The sequence below is a fragment of the Pseudomonas sp. NFACC42-2 genome (genome assembly GCF_900116055.1).
GTDB classification, from domain to species: Bacteria; Pseudomonadota; Gammaproteobacteria; order Pseudomonadales; family Pseudomonadaceae; genus Aquipseudomonas; species Aquipseudomonas marginalis.
Genome location: NZ_FOZO01000011.1, coordinates 98,534 through 113,058, shown reverse-complemented (window position 1 = coordinate 113,058; position 14,525 = coordinate 98,534). Strand labels below are relative to the sequence as shown.

Sequence of the window (14,525 nt, the reverse complement as noted above, 5' to 3'; positions counted from 1 at the left end):
GGCAGGGCTAAAGCGGTGGGAGGGGGATCACGCCGCGCACCACCAGGTCACTGATAAACCCCAGCCAATCCTGCTGCTGCCCCTTGTTCGACAAGTCTTCGCCGAGGAATGAGCTGAGAGTGTGGCGGTTGGAGTTATAGAAGTAGCACAGCGAGGCGATCATCAAGTACACGTGCTTGAGGTCGACATCCTCGCGGAACACGCCTTGGGCCTGGCCGGCTTCGATGATCGGGCGCAATACACCGACCGCTTCCCCCGACAGCCTGCGCAATTCGCCGGACTGCTTGGCGTGCTTGCCCTGGTGCAGGTTTTCGATGCTCAGGATCGCCACGAACTCCGGGTGCTTGATGTAGTAGTTCCAGATAAACGCAACCAGCTCGCGCAGGGCCTGCACCGGCGCATCAAGGTCCAGCTTGAGTGTGCTTTCGGCGTGGTTGAACTGCTCGTAGGTGTGTTCCAGTACGCAGACGAACAGGTGTTCCTTGCTGCCGAAGTAGTAATAGAGCATGCGGTCGTTGGAGTCGGCTTCCTTGGAAATGGTGTCGACGCGCCCACCGGAATAGCCGTCGCGGGTGAACACCTTGACCGCCGCCTGCAGAATGCGCGAACGCGTCTGGTCCGCCTGTTGGGCACGAACTCCGGTCTTCTTGATCGCCATGTCAAAGCGCCTTGCAGGACAGTTTGGGCGCGAAATATAACATGGGCTTTTTCCGCTCCGTTCCGTGACCGACAGGTTCTGTAATAAAAACGCCATTGCGCTGGGGATTAAATTCGGGACGGGCTATTTTGGTGCATCTCAATAACTAGAGTAGCCATGGATGAAATACCAACCCTTCAGCCGCACACTGATTGCCACCGCCCTGGTGTTGACCGTCAGCGGCGTACAGGCCGCTTCCCAGGCCCCGGTGGCCGGTGAAAATGGCATGGTGGTGACCGCCCAGCATTTGGCCACGCATGTCGGTGTGGATGTACTCAAGGCCGGCGGTAACGCGGTGGATGCCGCCGTGGCGGTCGGCTACGCGCTGGCGGTGGTGTACCCGGCGGCGGGTAACCTGGGTGGCGGCGGGTTCATGACCGTGCAACTGGCGGATGGGCGCAAGACCTTCCTCGACTTCCGCGAAAAAGCCCCGTTGGCGGCCACCGCCGATATGTACCTGGACAAGGCCGGCAATGTGGTCGAAGGCTTGAGTGCCAAGGGGCACCTGGCGGTCGGCGTGCCCGGCACCGTGTCCGGCATGGAGCTGGCCCTGAGCAAGTACGGCACCCTCAAGCGCGCCCAGGTGATTGCCCCGGCGATCAAGCTGGCGGAAAACGGCTTTGCCCTGGAGCAGGGCGATATCGACCTGCTGCACACCGCCACCGGTGAGTTCGAAAAAGACAAGGATATGCGCGGGATCTTCCTGCACAACGGCCAGCCGCTGCAGGTCGGCCAGAAGCTGGTGCAGAAAGACCTGGCGAAAACCCTGAAGGAAATCTCCGCCAAGGGCAGCGACGGTTTCTATAAAGGGTGGGTCGCCAAGGCCTTGGTGGATTCCAGCCAGGCCGGCAAGGGCATCATCACCCAGGCCGACTTGGACAAGTACAAGACCCGCGAACTGGCGCCCATCGAGTGCGACTACCGCGGCTACCACGTGGTCTCGGCACCGCCGCCAAGCTCGGGCGGCGTGGTGATCTGCCAGATCATGAACATCCTCGAAGGCTACCCGATGGCCGACCTCGGCTATCACTCGGCCCAGGGCCTGCACTACCAGATCGAAGCCATGCGCCACGCCTACGTGGACCGTAACAGCTACCTGGGCGATCCGGATTTCGTGAAGAACCCGATCGAGCATCTGCTGGACAAGAACTACGCGGCCAAACTGCGTGACGCCATCGAGCCGCACAAGGCCGGGGATTCCCAGGCGATCAAGCCGGGTGTGTCGCCGCACGAAGGCAATAACACCACGCACTACTCGATCGTCGACAAGTGGGGCAACGCGGTCTCTGTCACTTACACCCTCAACGACTGGTTCGGTGCGGGCGTGATGGCGAGCAAGACCGGGGTGATCCTCAACGATGAAATGGACGACTTCACCGTCAAGGTCGGGGTGCCGAACATGTACGGCCTGGTCCAGGGTGAAGCCAACGCCATCGCACCGGGCAAGGCGCCGCTGTCGTCGATGAGCCCGACCATTGTGACCAAGGACGGCAAGGCCGTGATGGTCGTCGGTACGCCAGGCGGCAGCCGCATCATTACCGCGACCTTGCTGACCATCCTGAATGTCATCGACTACAAGATGAATATCCAGGAAGCCGTGGACGCGCCGCGTTTCCACCAGCAATGGATGCCGGAAACCACCAACCTGGAGACCTTCGCGGTCAGCCCGGACACCCAGAAGATTCTGGAAAGCTGGGGCCACAAGTTTGCCGGGCCGCAGGATGCCAACCACTTGGCGGCGATCCTGGTGGGGGCACCGTCCCTGGAGGGTAAGCCGGTGGGTAACAACCGCTTCTATGGCGCGAATGACCCGCGTCGTAATACCGGCCTGTCGCTGGGCTACTAACCCCCCTGGTGTCGTAGTGAGCGGGCTTGCCCGCTCACCACAACAGCTGTTCTACCGCAGCAAACGCGGCGGTGCGGCGCTCCTCCCAACTCCCCCTGATGACCACCACCGCCTGTCGATGCGCCTGCATCCACGCCAGGCTGTCCTGGAAAAACGCCTGGCGGTCGGCCAGTTCCGGTTGGCAGCGCTGGCCGTCGGCGGTCCATTCCACATCATCCGGCGACAGCAGCAGGTGCAGGTCGTAATGCCGCGCCAGCAGTTCGTCGTCGAGCCATGCGGGGTAGTCGCCGAACAGGGTCTGGCTCCACAGTCTGTTGGTCAGCAGGTGCGTGTCGAGGACCAGCAGGCGCGGCTGCCGGGCGCGGGCGGCATCTTCCCAGGCCAGTTGGCCGTGGGCGATCGCCGGGATATCCCCCAGGTGGGTGTCGCGCTGGTGCCGGTCGATGAAATACCGCACGTACTCACCGACCATCAGCCCACCGAAATGCGCGTGCAGCTCGGCGGCCAGCCAGCTTTTACCGCTGGACTCGGGACCGGCCAGGACCACCACCTTCATGCGCGCAGCGCCGGGTCGGCGAGCCATTCACGCCAGCCTTGCACGGCGATCACGGTGAACAGGGCATAGAGCGCAGCGGTGAGATACAAGCCTTTGTAGAGGAACAGCCCGACAAAAATCACGTCCACGGCAATCCACAGCGGCCAGCATTGCACGCGTTTCTGCGCCATCCACAGTTGCGCCACCAGGCTGAAACCGGTGAGGGCGGCGTCGAGCCAGGGCTGGGCGGCATCGGTCCAGTGCGCCATCGCGGCGCCCAGCAGCAGGCTGCCGACCGCGCCGATGGCCATGCTGGTCATGATTGCCGGCCAACCCAGGCGGGTGACCTGGCGCCCTTGCCTGACCTCGCCGGCGCGGGTCCACTGCCACCAGCCGTAGACTTGCAAGGCGGCATAGACCACCTGCAGCAGCATGTCGGAATAGAGCTTCACGTCATAGAACACCCAGGTGTACAGCAACACCATCACCAGGCCGATGGGCCAGCACCAGGGGTTTTGCTTGACCGTCAGCCAGACAGCGATCACCCCCAGGGCGGCGGCGAACAGTTCAAGCCCGGACATGGCGGTTCCTTGGGAGAGTGGGAGAGGGCGGGGATTGTAACCAGAGGCCAGCAATCTTCAAAACACAGTAGGGCAAATGTGGGAGGGGGCTTGCCCCCGATAGCGGAGGGTCAGCTGCACATATGCAGACTGATGTATCGCCATCGGGGGCAAGCCCCATCCCATATTTGGAGCAGTGTTAGACCTTGAACTGGCGCAAGAGGCCGTCGAGCTGCTCGCTCAGCCCGCGTAAATGCACGCTGGCCACGTTGGACTGCTCGGCCGCCATTGCGGTGCTGTGGGACAGGCTCGCAGCCTGGGTGACGTTCTGGTTGATGTCTTCCACCACATGGGCCTGTTGCAGGGTGGCGCTGGCAATCGAGGCATTCAAACCGTTGAGGTTGTGCAGCGCCTGGCCGATGGCGGTGAGGCTGGCACCGGCCTGGCCGGCTTGTTCGATAGTCAGTTGCGAGGCGCTGTGGCTGTCGCTGATCACCTTGACCGCGGCTTCCGAGTGACCTTGCAGGCGCTCGATCATCGCCTGGATCTCGGCGGTGGATTTTTGCGTGCGCTGGGCCAGCAGGCGGACTTCATCGGCCACCACGGCAAAACCACGGCCTTGTTCCCCGGCGCGTGCGGCTTCGATGGCGGCGTTGAGGGCCAGCAGGTTGGTCTGGTCGGCGATGGAGCGGATCACTTCCAACACACCACCGATCTGCGTGCTTTCGCTGGACAAGGTGCGGATCACTTCCACGGCCTGGCTGATGGTGGTGGAGAGCTGGTCGATCTGCTGCAGGCTGCTGTCGATATTGACCTGGCCTTGCTGCGCCTGGGCTTGGGCATCGCGCATTTCGCTGGCGGCGTGTTCGGCGTTCTTGGCCACGTCCTGCACGCCGTAGGTGACTTCATTGATGGCGGTGGCCACCAGTTCCATCTGCTGGGACTGTTGCTGGCTGCGGTCATGGGCCTGGGTCGCGTTGTTGCCCAGCTCCGTGGACGACTGGCCCAGGGCGTTGGCGCACACCTGCAACTGGCTGACGACCTGGCGCAGCTTGGCCGTGAAGGTGTTGAAGTGCTGGGACAGTTGGGTGACTTCGTCGCGGCCGTGGGTATCGAGGCTGCGGGTCAGGTCGCTTTCGCCGCTGGCGATGTTGCCCATGGCGTTCACCGCATCCTGCAGGGGGCGCACGATGCTGCGGGCAATCAGCGATACCAGCAGGGCCATCACCAGTGCGATGCCGAGGACGATAAACGAGGCCTTCCACACTTGGCTGTTGAACTCGGCCTGCACATCGTCCACGTACACGCCGGAGCCGATGATCCAGCCCCACGGCTCGAACAACTGGATATACGAGGTTTTCGCCACCGGCGCATCCGCGCCCGGCTTCGGCCAGCGGTAGTTGATGATGCCGGCACCCTTGGCCTTGGCCAGGATCACGAACTCGTTGAACACGGCAAACCCGTCGGGATCGCGGATGGCCGAGAGGTTCTGGCCGTCCAGCTTGGGGTTGGCCGGGTGCATGATCATCACGGGGGTGAGGTCATTGATCCAGAAGTAGTCGTCGTGGTCATAGCGCAGGCCGCGCACCGCGCTCAGGGCTTGTTTTTGCGCCGCTTCGCGGGTCATCACGCCGGTGGTTTCGAGGCTGTGATAAAACGTCAGGATCCCGCTGGCGGTCTGGACCACGTGCTGGGTCTGCTGGCGCTTGGCCTGGTACAGGTCGTCGTGGATCTGCTTGAGCATCAGCAAACCCAGGGCCATCAGCATCAGCACGGCGACGATCAGGATCATCCAGAGGCGTCGGCTGATCGACATATTGCGCAAACTGTTCATCGTCCTGTCACTCCGGGCTTTTTATAATTGTGGGCGTCGCATCGACTTTTACGCCTCGTCTGATAGGCTTTCGGCCTGAAATCGCAAAACCTGAGTACTGCCTGATTTTTCACAGAATTTTTGCAGACCGGCATTGACCATGGTCAACACCGGGCACTTGAGTGCGCTCGTCAGTGAACCATTAAAAGATTGATAAGGCATGCCACAGCGCATGACCTTTGGGGGAAGCATGGATTTTTGGACCGCCATTCAGGCATTGATTCTTGGCGTCGTGGAGGGGCTTACCGAGTTCCTGCCGATCTCCAGCACCGGACACCAGATTATCGTCGCCGATTTGCTCGACTTCGGCGGCGAACGCGCCATGGCGTTCAACATCATCATCCAGCTGGGTGCGATCCTCGCGGTGGTCTGGGAATTCCGGCGCAAGATCCTCGACGTGGTCACCGGCTTGCCGACCCAGCGCAATGCCCAGCGCTTCACGGTCAACCTGCTGATCGCGTTCCTGCCGGCCGTGGTGCTGGGGGTGATCTTTGCCGACCTGATCCACCATTACCTGTTCAACCCGATCACCGTGGCAGCCGCGTTGGTGATCGGCGGCATCGTGATGCTGTGGGCCGAGCGCCGCGAGCATGAAGTGCACGCCGAAAGCGTCGATGACATCACCTGGAAAGACGCGCTCAAGGTCGGTTTTGCCCAGTGCCTGGCGATGATCCCGGGTACGTCGCGCTCCGGCTCGACCATCATCGGCGGCCTGCTGTTCGGCCTGTCGCGCAAGACCGCCACCGAGTTTTCATTCTTCCTGGCCATGCCGACCATGGTCGGTGCGGCGGTGTACTCGGGCTACAAATACCGCGACCTGTTCCAGCCGGCGGACCTGCCGGTGTTTGCCATTGGCTTCGTCACCTCGTTCATCTTCGCGATGATCGCGGTCAAGGGCCTGCTCAAATTCATCGCCAGCCATAGCTACGCGGCGTTCGCCTGGTACCGCATTGCGTTCGGCCTGCTGATCCTGGCGACCTGGCAATTCGGCTGGATCGACTGGGCAGCGGCCAAGGCATGATGGTTCAGCATCCGCGCTTGAAAGCGGCGATCTTTGTGCTGCTGTGCGCGGCGCCGCTGGTGGGGTCGGTACTGGTGTGGCAACGCGGCGAAACCGTGATTCCGCTGGTGGCCTATGGGGTGGTCAGCGTCATCGCGTTTTTCCTGTACTGGAGCGACAAGCGCAAGGCCCGCACCGACAGTTGGCGCACCCCGGAAAACATCCTCCACGCCGTGGAACTGGCGGGCGGCTGGCCAGGGGCGCTGATTGCCCAGCAGGTGTTTCGGCACAAGACGCGCAAGGTGTCTTACCAGGTGCTGTTCTGGGTGATCGTGCTGTTGCACCAGGTGTTCTGGCTGGACCAGTTGTTCCTCGGTGGCACGCTACTGTCCGTTCTCTAGCAGCAACCCCACCTGTGTGCGCTTGGGCAATTTGCTCACCACCAACTGGTGGGAGCGCTGCAACAGGCTTCGCAGTTCCTCGGCCCCCAGCGGGTAGGGCGTGTTCATGATGATCCACTGCGCGCGTGCCAGGTACGGCGCCGGGTGGATGCCGGGACGGTCCACATGGCCGAGGAACAAGTCCTTGTCGACCTTGAACGCCAGCGAGTCGCCGCGCAGGTTCTGCAGGGCGAACATCTTGTTGCCGGCGATCGAGAACACTCGCACGCCGCCCCATTTGTAGTCTTCCCGCGCGCCGGGCAGGCTCAGGCAGAAACTCGCGACCTGTGCTTCGGTCATTTTCATAGCAGGCGGTCTCCGCAGCTTTTGAAGCCTTCTTCCAGGTAATCGATCCAGGCGCGAATCGCCGGCAGCACGCCGCGTCGATGCGGGTAGACGGCCTGCAGCCAGCCGCCCGGCAACGACCACTCCGGCAGCAACTGTACGAGCCGGCCGCTGGCCAGTTCTTCTTCGCAGTACATCATTGGCAGCACGGTAAAGCCCAGGCCCATGATGGCGCTGGCCTTGCGTACGTTGAAGTCATCGACGCCCAGGCGCGCTTCCATCACCAGGTCGTGGGGGTTGCCTTCGGGGTCGAGGATGCGTTGGTGCACCATGCGGTCAGCTTCCAGCGCGCCGAGTATCGGCAGTTGCTTGAGGTCGTCGAGGGTGTTGATGTGTCGACCGTGCAAAAAGTTCGGGCTGGCGACCAGGGCCGTCTGGGCGGGGCGCAGGCGCTTGGTGACCAGCAGCGGGTCTTCATCGCCGAGTTCGCGCACGCGCAGCGCCACATCGATGCCTTCGGCTACCAGGTCGACACGGCGGTTGACCAGGGTCATCTCCAGCTGCACCTGGGGGTGAGCAGCCAGAAAACCCGCCACCACATCCGGCATTATGTTTTGCGCCAGCCCCACCGGGCACGTCACCCTCAGCCGCCCACGGGGTTCGCTGGACATGCTGGCGACGGCCTCGTCGGCCATTTCCGCTTCGAGCAGCATCGCCTGGCAGTGGCGCAGGTAGCGCTCGCCGACGGCGGTCAGGGTCAGTTGCCGCGTGGTGCGTTGCAGCAGGCGTGCGCCGAGGCGTTCTTCCAGCTCGGCAATGCGCCGCGACAGCCGCGACTTGGGAATGCCCAACAGCCGCCCGGCCGCCGCAAAGCCGCCGGCTTCGACGACTTTGGCGAAATAGTAGAGGTCGTTGAGGTCTTGCATGGTCAGCCTATTGTCCTGTCAGTGGGACAAACTATCGCATTTCAGGCGACTTATCGACTATTGGTTTCATGCGTAGCATCACCACCATCTGATCGCCACTGTCGATCCCACACTCGGAGATCCACCATGAAACTGTTGCACATCGATTCCAGCATCCTCGGCGACAACTCGGCTTCCCGTCAGCTCAGCGCTGGCGTGGTCAAGGCCTGGCAGGCGGCCGAGCCAGGTGTGGAAGTGACCTACCGTGACCTCGCCAGCGAAGGCATCAACCACTTCTCCGGCGCGACCCTGGGCGCCCTTGGCACCGCCGCCGAACTGCGTGACGCCGCGCAACAGCAAGAGGCCGACCTGAGTGCCAACAGCCTGGCCGAATTCCTCGCCGCCGACGCCGTGGTGATCGGTGCGCCGATGTACAACTTCACCATTCCAACCCAGTTGAAAGCCTGGATCGACCGCATCGCTGTTGCCGGCCAGACCTTCCGTTACACCGAAGCCGGCCCTGAAGGCCTGTGCGGTAACAAGAAAGTCATCATCGTGTCCACCTCCGGCGGCCTGCATGTTGGCCAGGCAACCGGTGTGGCCCACGAGGAATACCTCAAGGTGATGCTGGGCTTCCTCGGCATTACCGACATCGAATTCGTCCGCGCCCATGGCCTGGCCTATGGCGATGAGTTCCGCAGCAAGGCCTTGAGCGACGCCAACGTGCTCATCAACGAACAATTGTTCGCTGCTGCGTAAGGCTTGTGTAAATTTCGCCTCTGCTCGGTTTCAATCCGAAGCCGGGCGCCTAAACTCTGTATTCTTGTCGCCTGAAACGACCGGAATACGGAGTTTTTTCGTTTGCCCGCTGTCATTACTTTGGCCCAGGTTATGCACGCATGGGGTTATCACCCGATGCGAGTGCCTTGAACCATGGACTTTTCATATAGACATGCCGCGGGTGTTGAACGTGGTTACGCAGCAAAGGTGGACATCCTCATGATGCGTCTTTGTGCCGTTATGGTTCTTTCCCTGCTGGGCGGCCTGATTTCAGTGCACGCCGCGCCCGCGCCGCACCCCCATTGGAGTGTGGGCTTCCATCGCATGAGCTTTCTCGACCCGCTGGACCTGCAGCCGATGAAAGCCGTGGCCTTCTACCCGTCCACCGACGCTGAACACAGCACGCAACTGGGGCCCTATCAGGTCGCTGCCAGCGAAGATTCCAAGATCGCCATTGGCCGCTTTCCGATGTTGATGCTGTCCCATGGCAACACCGGTACGCCGCTGGCCCTGCATGACCTGGCCACCTCCCTGGCGCGCAAAGGCTTTGTGGTGGTCGCGGTGTTGCATCCCGGCGATAACTATAAGGACCACAGCCGCCTGGGCACGGTGAGTAACCTGTACGGCCGGCCGATCCAGATTTCCGAAGCGATCACCGCAACCCTGGCCGACCCGATGCTGTCGCCGTTCGTCAACGTCGATCAGGTGGGCGTTATCGGCTATTCGGCCGGTGGCGAAACCGCGTTGATCCTGGCCGGTGCCAAGCCGGACTTCGACCGCCTGCGCCGCTATTGCCAGGAACGCCCCGAAGACCGCGATGCCTGCACCACCAAGGGCGAACTGGTGGTGGACCGTGACGACCTGCAGCCGCAATCCGACCCGCGCATTCATGCCTTGATGTTGATGGCGCCGTTGAGCCTGATGTTCGGCCGTCACACCCTGGCCGACGTGCATGTGCCGGTGCTGCTCTACAGCGGCGATGGCGACAAGCTGGTGGCGGTCGACAAGAACGCCGCCGCCCTGGCGCGCAAGCTGCCGGAGCCACCGGACTTCAAGCTGCTGGCGGGGGCAGGGCACTTCGTGTTCATGGCGCCGTGTGACAGCGACCAATTGGCCGCAATGCCGGCGATCTGCACCGATGCCGACGGCGTCGACCGTGAAGGCATCCACCGCGACCTGATCTCCGAGGCCGGGCGTTTTTTCACCCACACCCTCGGTCAGGCTACCCGCGCCGGCTTGCAGACCGCCGATCAGTAAGCGCGGCGCTTGAGCAGCAAGGTCACGCCCAGCGCCGTGACCGACAGCACCGCTGCGCAGAAGAAAATCCAGCTGTAACCCAGGTTCAGCGCCACGGCGCCCATCAACGGCCCGGCAATCGCCAGGGCCAGGTCGAAAAACACCGCATAGGCACTCAGGCCCGCACCGCGACTGCTGTTCGGCACCTGCTTGATGGCCTCCACGCCCAGCGCCGGGTACACCAGCGACAAGCCAAAGCCGGTCAGCCCTGCACCGATCAAGGCTACGCCGGTGGACGGTGCCAGCCACAGCAGCGTCAGGCCCAGGGTCTCGATGATCATGCAGGCAATCGCCGCCCTGAAGCCGCCAAAACGGCTGATCGCGGAGATGAACAGCAGCCGCGAGAGGATAAAACACACGCCAAACACCGTGAGGCAGTACGCCGCGCCGGCCCAGCCGCGATTGAGGTAATACAGGGTGATAAAGGTGGTCAGGGTGCCGTAGCCGATGGACGCCAGGCACAGGCTGGCACCAAAGGGTGCGATGCGCCCGAACACCGCCCAGAACGGCAGGCGTTCGCCGCGCACCACCGGCACCGAGGGTTTATTGCGGATCAGCACCAGGCCCAGCGCCGCCAACACCGACAGCGCGATACCCAGGCTGGTGTAGCCATATTCGGCGACCATCACCACCCCGAGCGGCGCGCCGATGGCGATGGCACCGTAGGAGGCAATGCCATTCCACGAAATCGACCGCGCCGTGTGCTCCGCCCCGACCTGGCCCATGCACCAACTGATGGTGCCCACGCCGATCAGGCCTTGGGCCACGCCCAGCAACAGCCGTCCGACGATCAGAATCCCCAGGCTCAGGCTGGGCAGGCTGTCCACCAGGGTAGCGAAGAACGTCAACACGCCGCTGACCAGGATGCCCGCCAGCCCCAGCACAATCGCGCGCTTGGTGCCGACGTTGTCGGACATGCGCCCGGCCATGGGGCGGCTGAGCAGGGTTGCCAGGTACTGCGAGCCGATGGTGATCCCGGCCACCACCGCGCTGAAGCCCAGTTGCTCATGGACATAGCCCGGGATTACCGCAATCGGCAGGCCGATGCAGATAAAGGCGATGAAGGTGTAGAAGACGATGGAGACGATCTGCAGGGTGATCGACAGGGAGGAGGAGGCGGCGTTGGACATGGGCACTCGTTCGCGGGCGGGCGGTGAATGCATCATGGCAAGGGCTTGGGGGAAAAGGAAGCAGGCTAACTACTTTGACTGAGAAACCGGCTTACTGTGGCGAGCGGGCTTTTGTGGTGAGCGGGCTTGCCCCGCGCTGGGCTGCGCAGCAGCCCCAATAAAAAACACCGCATTCTGCCAGGCAAAACGCGGTGTTCGTTTTCAGGGCCGCTGCGCAGCCCAGCGCGGGGCAAGCCCGCTCACCACAACAAGCTCCCGCGCCACAACAAGCATGCTCCGAGGGGTTCAGGTCGCTACTGTTAGAACACCACGCCTTGGCTGCGCAGGTAATCGTCGTAGGTGCCGCTGAAGTCGATCACGCCGTTGGCGCTCAACTCGATGATGCGGGTGGCCAGGGACGACACGAACTCACGGTCGTGGCTGACGAAGATCAGCGTGCCCGGGTAGTTCTCCAGCGCCAGGTTCAGCGCCTCGATGGATTCCATGTCCAAGTGGTTGGTCGGTTCGTCCATGATCAGCACGTTCGGCTTTTGCAGGATCAGCTTGCCGAACAGCATGCGGCCTTGCTCACCACCGGAGATCACCTTGACTGACTTGAGGATCTCGTCGTTGGAGAACAGCATGCGCCCCAGGGTGCCACGGATCACTTGCTCGCCTTGGGTCCACTGGCCCATCCAGTCGAACAGGCTCATGTCGTTTTCGAAGTCACTCGCGTGATCTTGGGCGTAGTAGCCCAGTTCTGCCGCGTCGGTCCACTTGATGCTGCCGGCATCTGGAGTCAGTTCGTTGACCAGGGTGCGCAGCAGGGTGGTCTTGCCGATACCGTTCGGGCCGATGATCGCCACGCGCTCGCCGGCTTCGATCTGGAAGCTGAAGTCCTTGAACAGCGGCTTGCCGTCGAAACCTTTGGCCATGCGCTCGACGATGACCGCCTGTCGATGCAGCTTCTTGTTCTGTTCGAAACGGATGAACGGGCTCACGCGGCTCGAAGGCTTGACCTCGGCCAGCTGGATCTTGTCGATCGCCTTGGCGCGGGAAGTGGCCTGCTTGGCTTTCGAGGCGTTGGCCGAGAAGCGGCTGACGAAGGACTGCAGCTCGGAGATCTGCGCTTTCTTCTTGGCGTTGTCCGACAGCAGTTGCTCGCGGGACTGGGTCGCCACGGTCATGTACTCGTCGTAGTTGCCCGGGAACAGGCGCAGCTCGCCGTAGTCCAGGTCAGCCATGTGGGTGCACACGCTGTTCAGGAAGTGACGGTCGTGAGAGATGATGATCATCAGGCTGGAGCGCTGGGTCAGGATGTTTTCCAGCCAGCGGATGGTGTTGATGTCCAGGTGGTTGGTCGGTTCGTCGAGCAACAGCACTTCCGGGTCCGAGAACAGCGCTTGGGCCAGCAACACACGCAGTTTCCAGCCGGGGGAGACTTCGCTCATCGGGCCGAAATGCTGTTCCAGGGGAATACCCAGGCCCAGCAGCAGTTCACCGGCACGGGATTCGGCGGTATAGCCGTCCATCTCGGCGAACTCGGTTTCCAGCTCGGCCACGGCCATGCCGTCGTCTTCGCTCATTTCCGGCAGCGAGTAGATACGGTCGCGCTCGGCCTTGACCTTCCACAGCTCCTCGTGGCCCATGATCACGGTGTCGAGCACGGTGAATTCTTCGTAGGCGAACTGGTCCTGGCGCAGCTTACCCAGGCGCACATTCGGCTCCAGCATGACCTGGCCACCGGACGGATCGAGGTCGCCGCCGAGGATTTTCATGAAGGTCGACTTGCCGCAACCGTTGGCACCGATCAGACCATACCGGTTGCCGGCGCCGAACTTGACCGAGACGTTCTCAAAGAGCGGCTTGGCGCCGAACTGCATGGTGATGTTAGCTGTGGAGATCAATTACTTTACCTATCAATAGCTTAGGGTGCGCTTATTTGAGCTGGGACCAATTTGGGACCAATCTGGAGCTTTTCCATTTCGCTCCAGTCCGAGCTTGAGTTGATCCAACGCGCATAAGTCGAGAGCAGCATCTGCACACTATGGCCGAGCTGCTGGGAAATGAAGGCGGGGTTCATGCCAGACATAATGCATATTGTCGCATAGGTGTGACGACAGTTGTATGGCGGCCGACGACGGATATTCAGAGCTTTCAGCGTCGGAACCCATTGCTTATGCAGGTCCGACGTCTGCTTCACGTACTCCGAGTTCTTTGATGGCGGGAAAATGAAGGGCGTTTCCAGCACTTTCCCTTTGCCATTTTTCCGACGCTCCGCGTACTCCCTGGCAAATTTCAGGGCATGCAGGGCGCGGTCATTTAACAAAACGAAGCGGTCACTGCCCGTTTTCGTGCGCTCAACCACTTCCCCCAAGGCGATCCCGCGACATACGTGGGCCGTCCTCTTCTCTTCGTCTACCGCATCCCAGCGCATCGCCAGGGCTTCAGATAGACGCATCCCTGTAAAAAACACAAACTCAAAAAATGCCGCATAAATCGTACTGGGCCAGTGATCGTGCTCGTACATCTTCGCGATGATCTGGTCTGCTTCTTCCAGCGTGAAGGGGTCGATCTCCTTTTTGCTGCGCTTGGGCAGTTCGAGAATTGCCGCTGGGTTCTTCGGGATCAGCTCTTCGGATACGGCTGAGTTCAGGATGGTGGACAGCTTCGAGATGGCGTTGCGCTTAACGCCCGGCGACTTCCACTCATTGGCGGCCATAACCCGGCGGAGCAGCGTGGTGGTGATCAGGTCGATCCGCACCAGGGCAAGGCCGGGCATCCAGTACCTGTTCAGCGCTCCCTTGTAGTTCCCCTTCGTACCGGCCACCACCTCACGGCTATCCAGCCAGAGTTGCGCATACTCGCCGAAGTTGATCTTGCCGCCGGCGAGGTTGCTGGAGCTGGGGAAAAGCTCGGCGTACTTGTCGTCGTCGAGCAGCCCCAACTTGATCAGTCCTTTTACTTGATCAACAACCTGTGAGGCAGACTTGATTCCTTTCTGTGTCGGGGGATAGGGGAGCGTTTCACTCCGCCGGCTGCCGTTCCACATAAAGCGGATGCGGATCGATCCGTGGTGGAGGTCCATTCCTGCGGGCAAACCCATTGGCTTTCGAGCCATTCGTAGTATCTCCTGATGCTGTACATGACCCGGCTGCCTTGCTTGTTCCAGACGCCGAGGGGGATTTGGTTTCGGGCT

General features: G+C 61.8%; 14 protein-coding genes. 5 read left to right on the top strand and 9 right to left on the bottom strand.

The window, feature by feature from the left end; translation table 11 throughout:
* Nucleotides 1-7: 7 nt before the first annotated feature.
* A complete protein-coding gene (locus BM416_RS19980; RefSeq protein WP_092489197.1) occupies nucleotides 8-658 on the bottom strand; it encodes a TetR/AcrR family transcriptional regulator in 651 nt (216 codons plus the stop codon).
* A 160-nt stretch (nucleotides 659-818) separates the two neighbouring features.
* On the opposite strand from BM416_RS19980, the gene ggt reads away from it, so the two are divergent.
* Complete coding sequence (gene ggt / locus BM416_RS19975) at nucleotides 819-2,543, top strand: gamma-glutamyltransferase (protein WP_092489196.1); 1,725 nt, start codon at nucleotides 819-821, stop codon at nucleotides 2,541-2,543.
* Nucleotides 2,544-2,577: 34 nt separating this feature from the next.
* On the opposite strand, the gene BM416_RS19970 is transcribed toward ggt, so the two are convergent.
* The 3 genes from BM416_RS19970 to BM416_RS19960 all read right to left on the bottom strand — a co-directional run bounded on the left by BM416_RS19970 (nucleotide 2,578) and on the right by BM416_RS19960 (nucleotide 5,472).
* On the bottom strand, nucleotides 2,578-3,099 hold the full coding sequence (locus BM416_RS19970) for an AAA family ATPase (protein ID WP_092489195.1): 522 nt from the start codon (nucleotides 3,097-3,099) through the stop codon (nucleotides 2,578-2,580).
* Nucleotides 3,096-3,659: a nicotinamide riboside transporter PnuC gene (gene pnuC, locus BM416_RS19965; RefSeq protein ID WP_092489194.1), complete on the bottom strand. Its 564-nt coding sequence runs from the start codon at nucleotides 3,657-3,659 to the stop codon at nucleotides 3,096-3,098. Before pnuC ends, BM416_RS19970 begins: the two co-directional genes overlap by 4 nt.
* Nucleotides 3,660-3,837: 178 nt before the next feature.
* Nucleotides 3,838-5,472: a methyl-accepting chemotaxis protein gene (locus BM416_RS19960; RefSeq protein ID WP_092489193.1), complete on the bottom strand. Its 1,635-nt coding sequence runs from the start codon at nucleotides 5,470-5,472 to the stop codon at nucleotides 3,838-3,840.
* Nucleotides 5,473-5,701: 229 nt separating this feature from the next.
* On the opposite strand from BM416_RS19960, the gene BM416_RS19955 reads away from it, so the two are divergent.
* Nucleotides 5,702-6,532 carry an undecaprenyl-diphosphate phosphatase gene (locus BM416_RS19955; RefSeq protein ID WP_027607910.1) on the top strand — a complete coding sequence of 277 codons (831 nt, stop codon included), beginning with the start codon at nucleotides 5,702-5,704 and terminating at the stop codon, nucleotides 6,530-6,532.
* A complete protein-coding gene (locus tag BM416_RS19950) occupies nucleotides 6,529-6,912 on the top strand; it encodes a DUF1294 domain-containing protein (protein ID WP_092489192.1) in 384 nt (127 codons plus the stop codon). The genes BM416_RS19955 and BM416_RS19950 overlap by 4 nt, the downstream gene beginning before the upstream one ends.
* On the opposite strand, the gene BM416_RS19945 is transcribed toward BM416_RS19950, so the two are convergent.
* Both BM416_RS19945 and BM416_RS19940 read right to left on the bottom strand, forming a co-directional pair.
* Entirely contained in the window at nucleotides 6,895-7,257 is a 363-nt protein-coding gene (locus tag BM416_RS19945; RefSeq protein WP_092489191.1) for an MmcQ/YjbR family DNA-binding protein, read from the bottom strand. The two genes, BM416_RS19950 and BM416_RS19945, sit on opposite strands and share 18 nt — an antisense overlap.
* Nucleotides 7,254-8,162 carry a LysR substrate-binding domain-containing protein gene (locus tag BM416_RS19940; RefSeq protein ID WP_092489190.1) on the bottom strand — a complete coding sequence of 303 codons (909 nt, stop codon included), beginning with the start codon at nucleotides 8,160-8,162 and terminating at the stop codon, nucleotides 7,254-7,256. Before BM416_RS19940 ends, BM416_RS19945 begins: the two co-directional genes overlap by 4 nt.
* Before the next feature lie 126 nt (nucleotides 8,163-8,288).
* Between BM416_RS19940 and BM416_RS19935 the strand changes: the two genes are divergently transcribed.
* Both BM416_RS19935 and BM416_RS19930 read left to right on the top strand, forming a co-directional pair.
* A complete protein-coding gene (locus BM416_RS19935; RefSeq protein ID WP_092489189.1) occupies nucleotides 8,289-8,900 on the top strand; it encodes an FMN-dependent NADH-azoreductase in 612 nt (203 codons plus the stop codon).
* Between the two features lie 240 nt (nucleotides 8,901-9,140).
* A complete protein-coding gene (locus tag BM416_RS19930) occupies nucleotides 9,141-10,178 on the top strand; it encodes an alpha/beta hydrolase family protein (RefSeq protein WP_092489188.1) in 1,038 nt (345 codons plus the stop codon).
* On the opposite strand, the gene BM416_RS19925 is transcribed toward BM416_RS19930, so the two are convergent.
* The 3 genes from BM416_RS19925 to BM416_RS19915 form a co-directional block, all read right to left on the bottom strand.
* Nucleotides 10,172-11,347, bottom strand: a complete 1,176-nt coding sequence (locus BM416_RS19925) for an MFS transporter (protein WP_092489187.1) — start codon at nucleotides 11,345-11,347, stop codon at nucleotides 10,172-10,174. The two genes, BM416_RS19930 and BM416_RS19925, sit on opposite strands and share 7 nt — an antisense overlap.
* Before the next feature lie 299 nt (nucleotides 11,348-11,646).
* Nucleotides 11,647-13,233: an ABC-F family ATPase gene (locus BM416_RS19920; protein ID WP_092489186.1), complete on the bottom strand. Its 1,587-nt coding sequence runs from the start codon at nucleotides 13,231-13,233 to the stop codon at nucleotides 11,647-11,649.
* A 20-nt stretch (nucleotides 13,234-13,253) separates the two neighbouring features.
* On the bottom strand, nucleotides 13,254-14,447 hold the full coding sequence (locus BM416_RS19915) for a tyrosine-type recombinase/integrase (RefSeq protein ID WP_092489185.1): 1,194 nt from the start codon (nucleotides 14,445-14,447) through the stop codon (nucleotides 13,254-13,256).
* Nucleotides 14,448-14,525: the final 78 nt, after the last annotated feature.

Coding starts and splice junctions, on each gene's coding strand:
- BM416_RS19980 (WP_092489197.1), bottom strand. CDS start 658: ATGGCGATCAAGAAGACCGGAGTTCGTGCCCAACAGGCGGACCAGACG.
- ggt (WP_092489196.1), top strand. CDS start 819: ATGAAATACCAACCCTTCAGCCGCACACTGATTGCCACCGCCCTGGTG.
- BM416_RS19970 (WP_092489195.1), bottom strand. CDS start 3,099: ATGAAGGTGGTGGTCCTGGCCGGTCCCGAGTCCAGCGGTAAAAGCTGG.
- pnuC (WP_092489194.1), bottom strand. CDS start 3,659: ATGTCCGGGCTTGAACTGTTCGCCGCCGCCCTGGGGGTGATCGCTGTC.
- BM416_RS19960 (WP_092489193.1), bottom strand. CDS start 5,472: ATGAACAGTTTGCGCAATATGTCGATCAGCCGACGCCTCTGGATGATC.
- BM416_RS19955 (WP_027607910.1), top strand. CDS start 5,702: ATGGATTTTTGGACCGCCATTCAGGCATTGATTCTTGGCGTCGTGGAG.
- BM416_RS19950 (WP_092489192.1), top strand. CDS start 6,529: ATGATGGTTCAGCATCCGCGCTTGAAAGCGGCGATCTTTGTGCTGCTG.
- BM416_RS19945 (WP_092489191.1), bottom strand. CDS start 7,257: ATGAAAATGACCGAAGCACAGGTCGCGAGTTTCTGCCTGAGCCTGCCC.
- BM416_RS19940 (WP_092489190.1), bottom strand. CDS start 8,162: ATGCAAGACCTCAACGACCTCTACTATTTCGCCAAAGTCGTCGAAGCC.
- BM416_RS19935 (WP_092489189.1), top strand. CDS start 8,289: ATGAAACTGTTGCACATCGATTCCAGCATCCTCGGCGACAACTCGGCT.
- BM416_RS19930 (WP_092489188.1), top strand. CDS start 9,141: ATGATGCGTCTTTGTGCCGTTATGGTTCTTTCCCTGCTGGGCGGCCTG.
- BM416_RS19925 (WP_092489187.1), bottom strand. CDS start 11,347: ATGTCCAACGCCGCCTCCTCCTCCCTGTCGATCACCCTGCAGATCGTC.
- BM416_RS19915 (WP_092489185.1), bottom strand. CDS start 14,447: ATGGCTCGAAAGCCAATGGGTTTGCCCGCAGGAATGGACCTCCACCAC.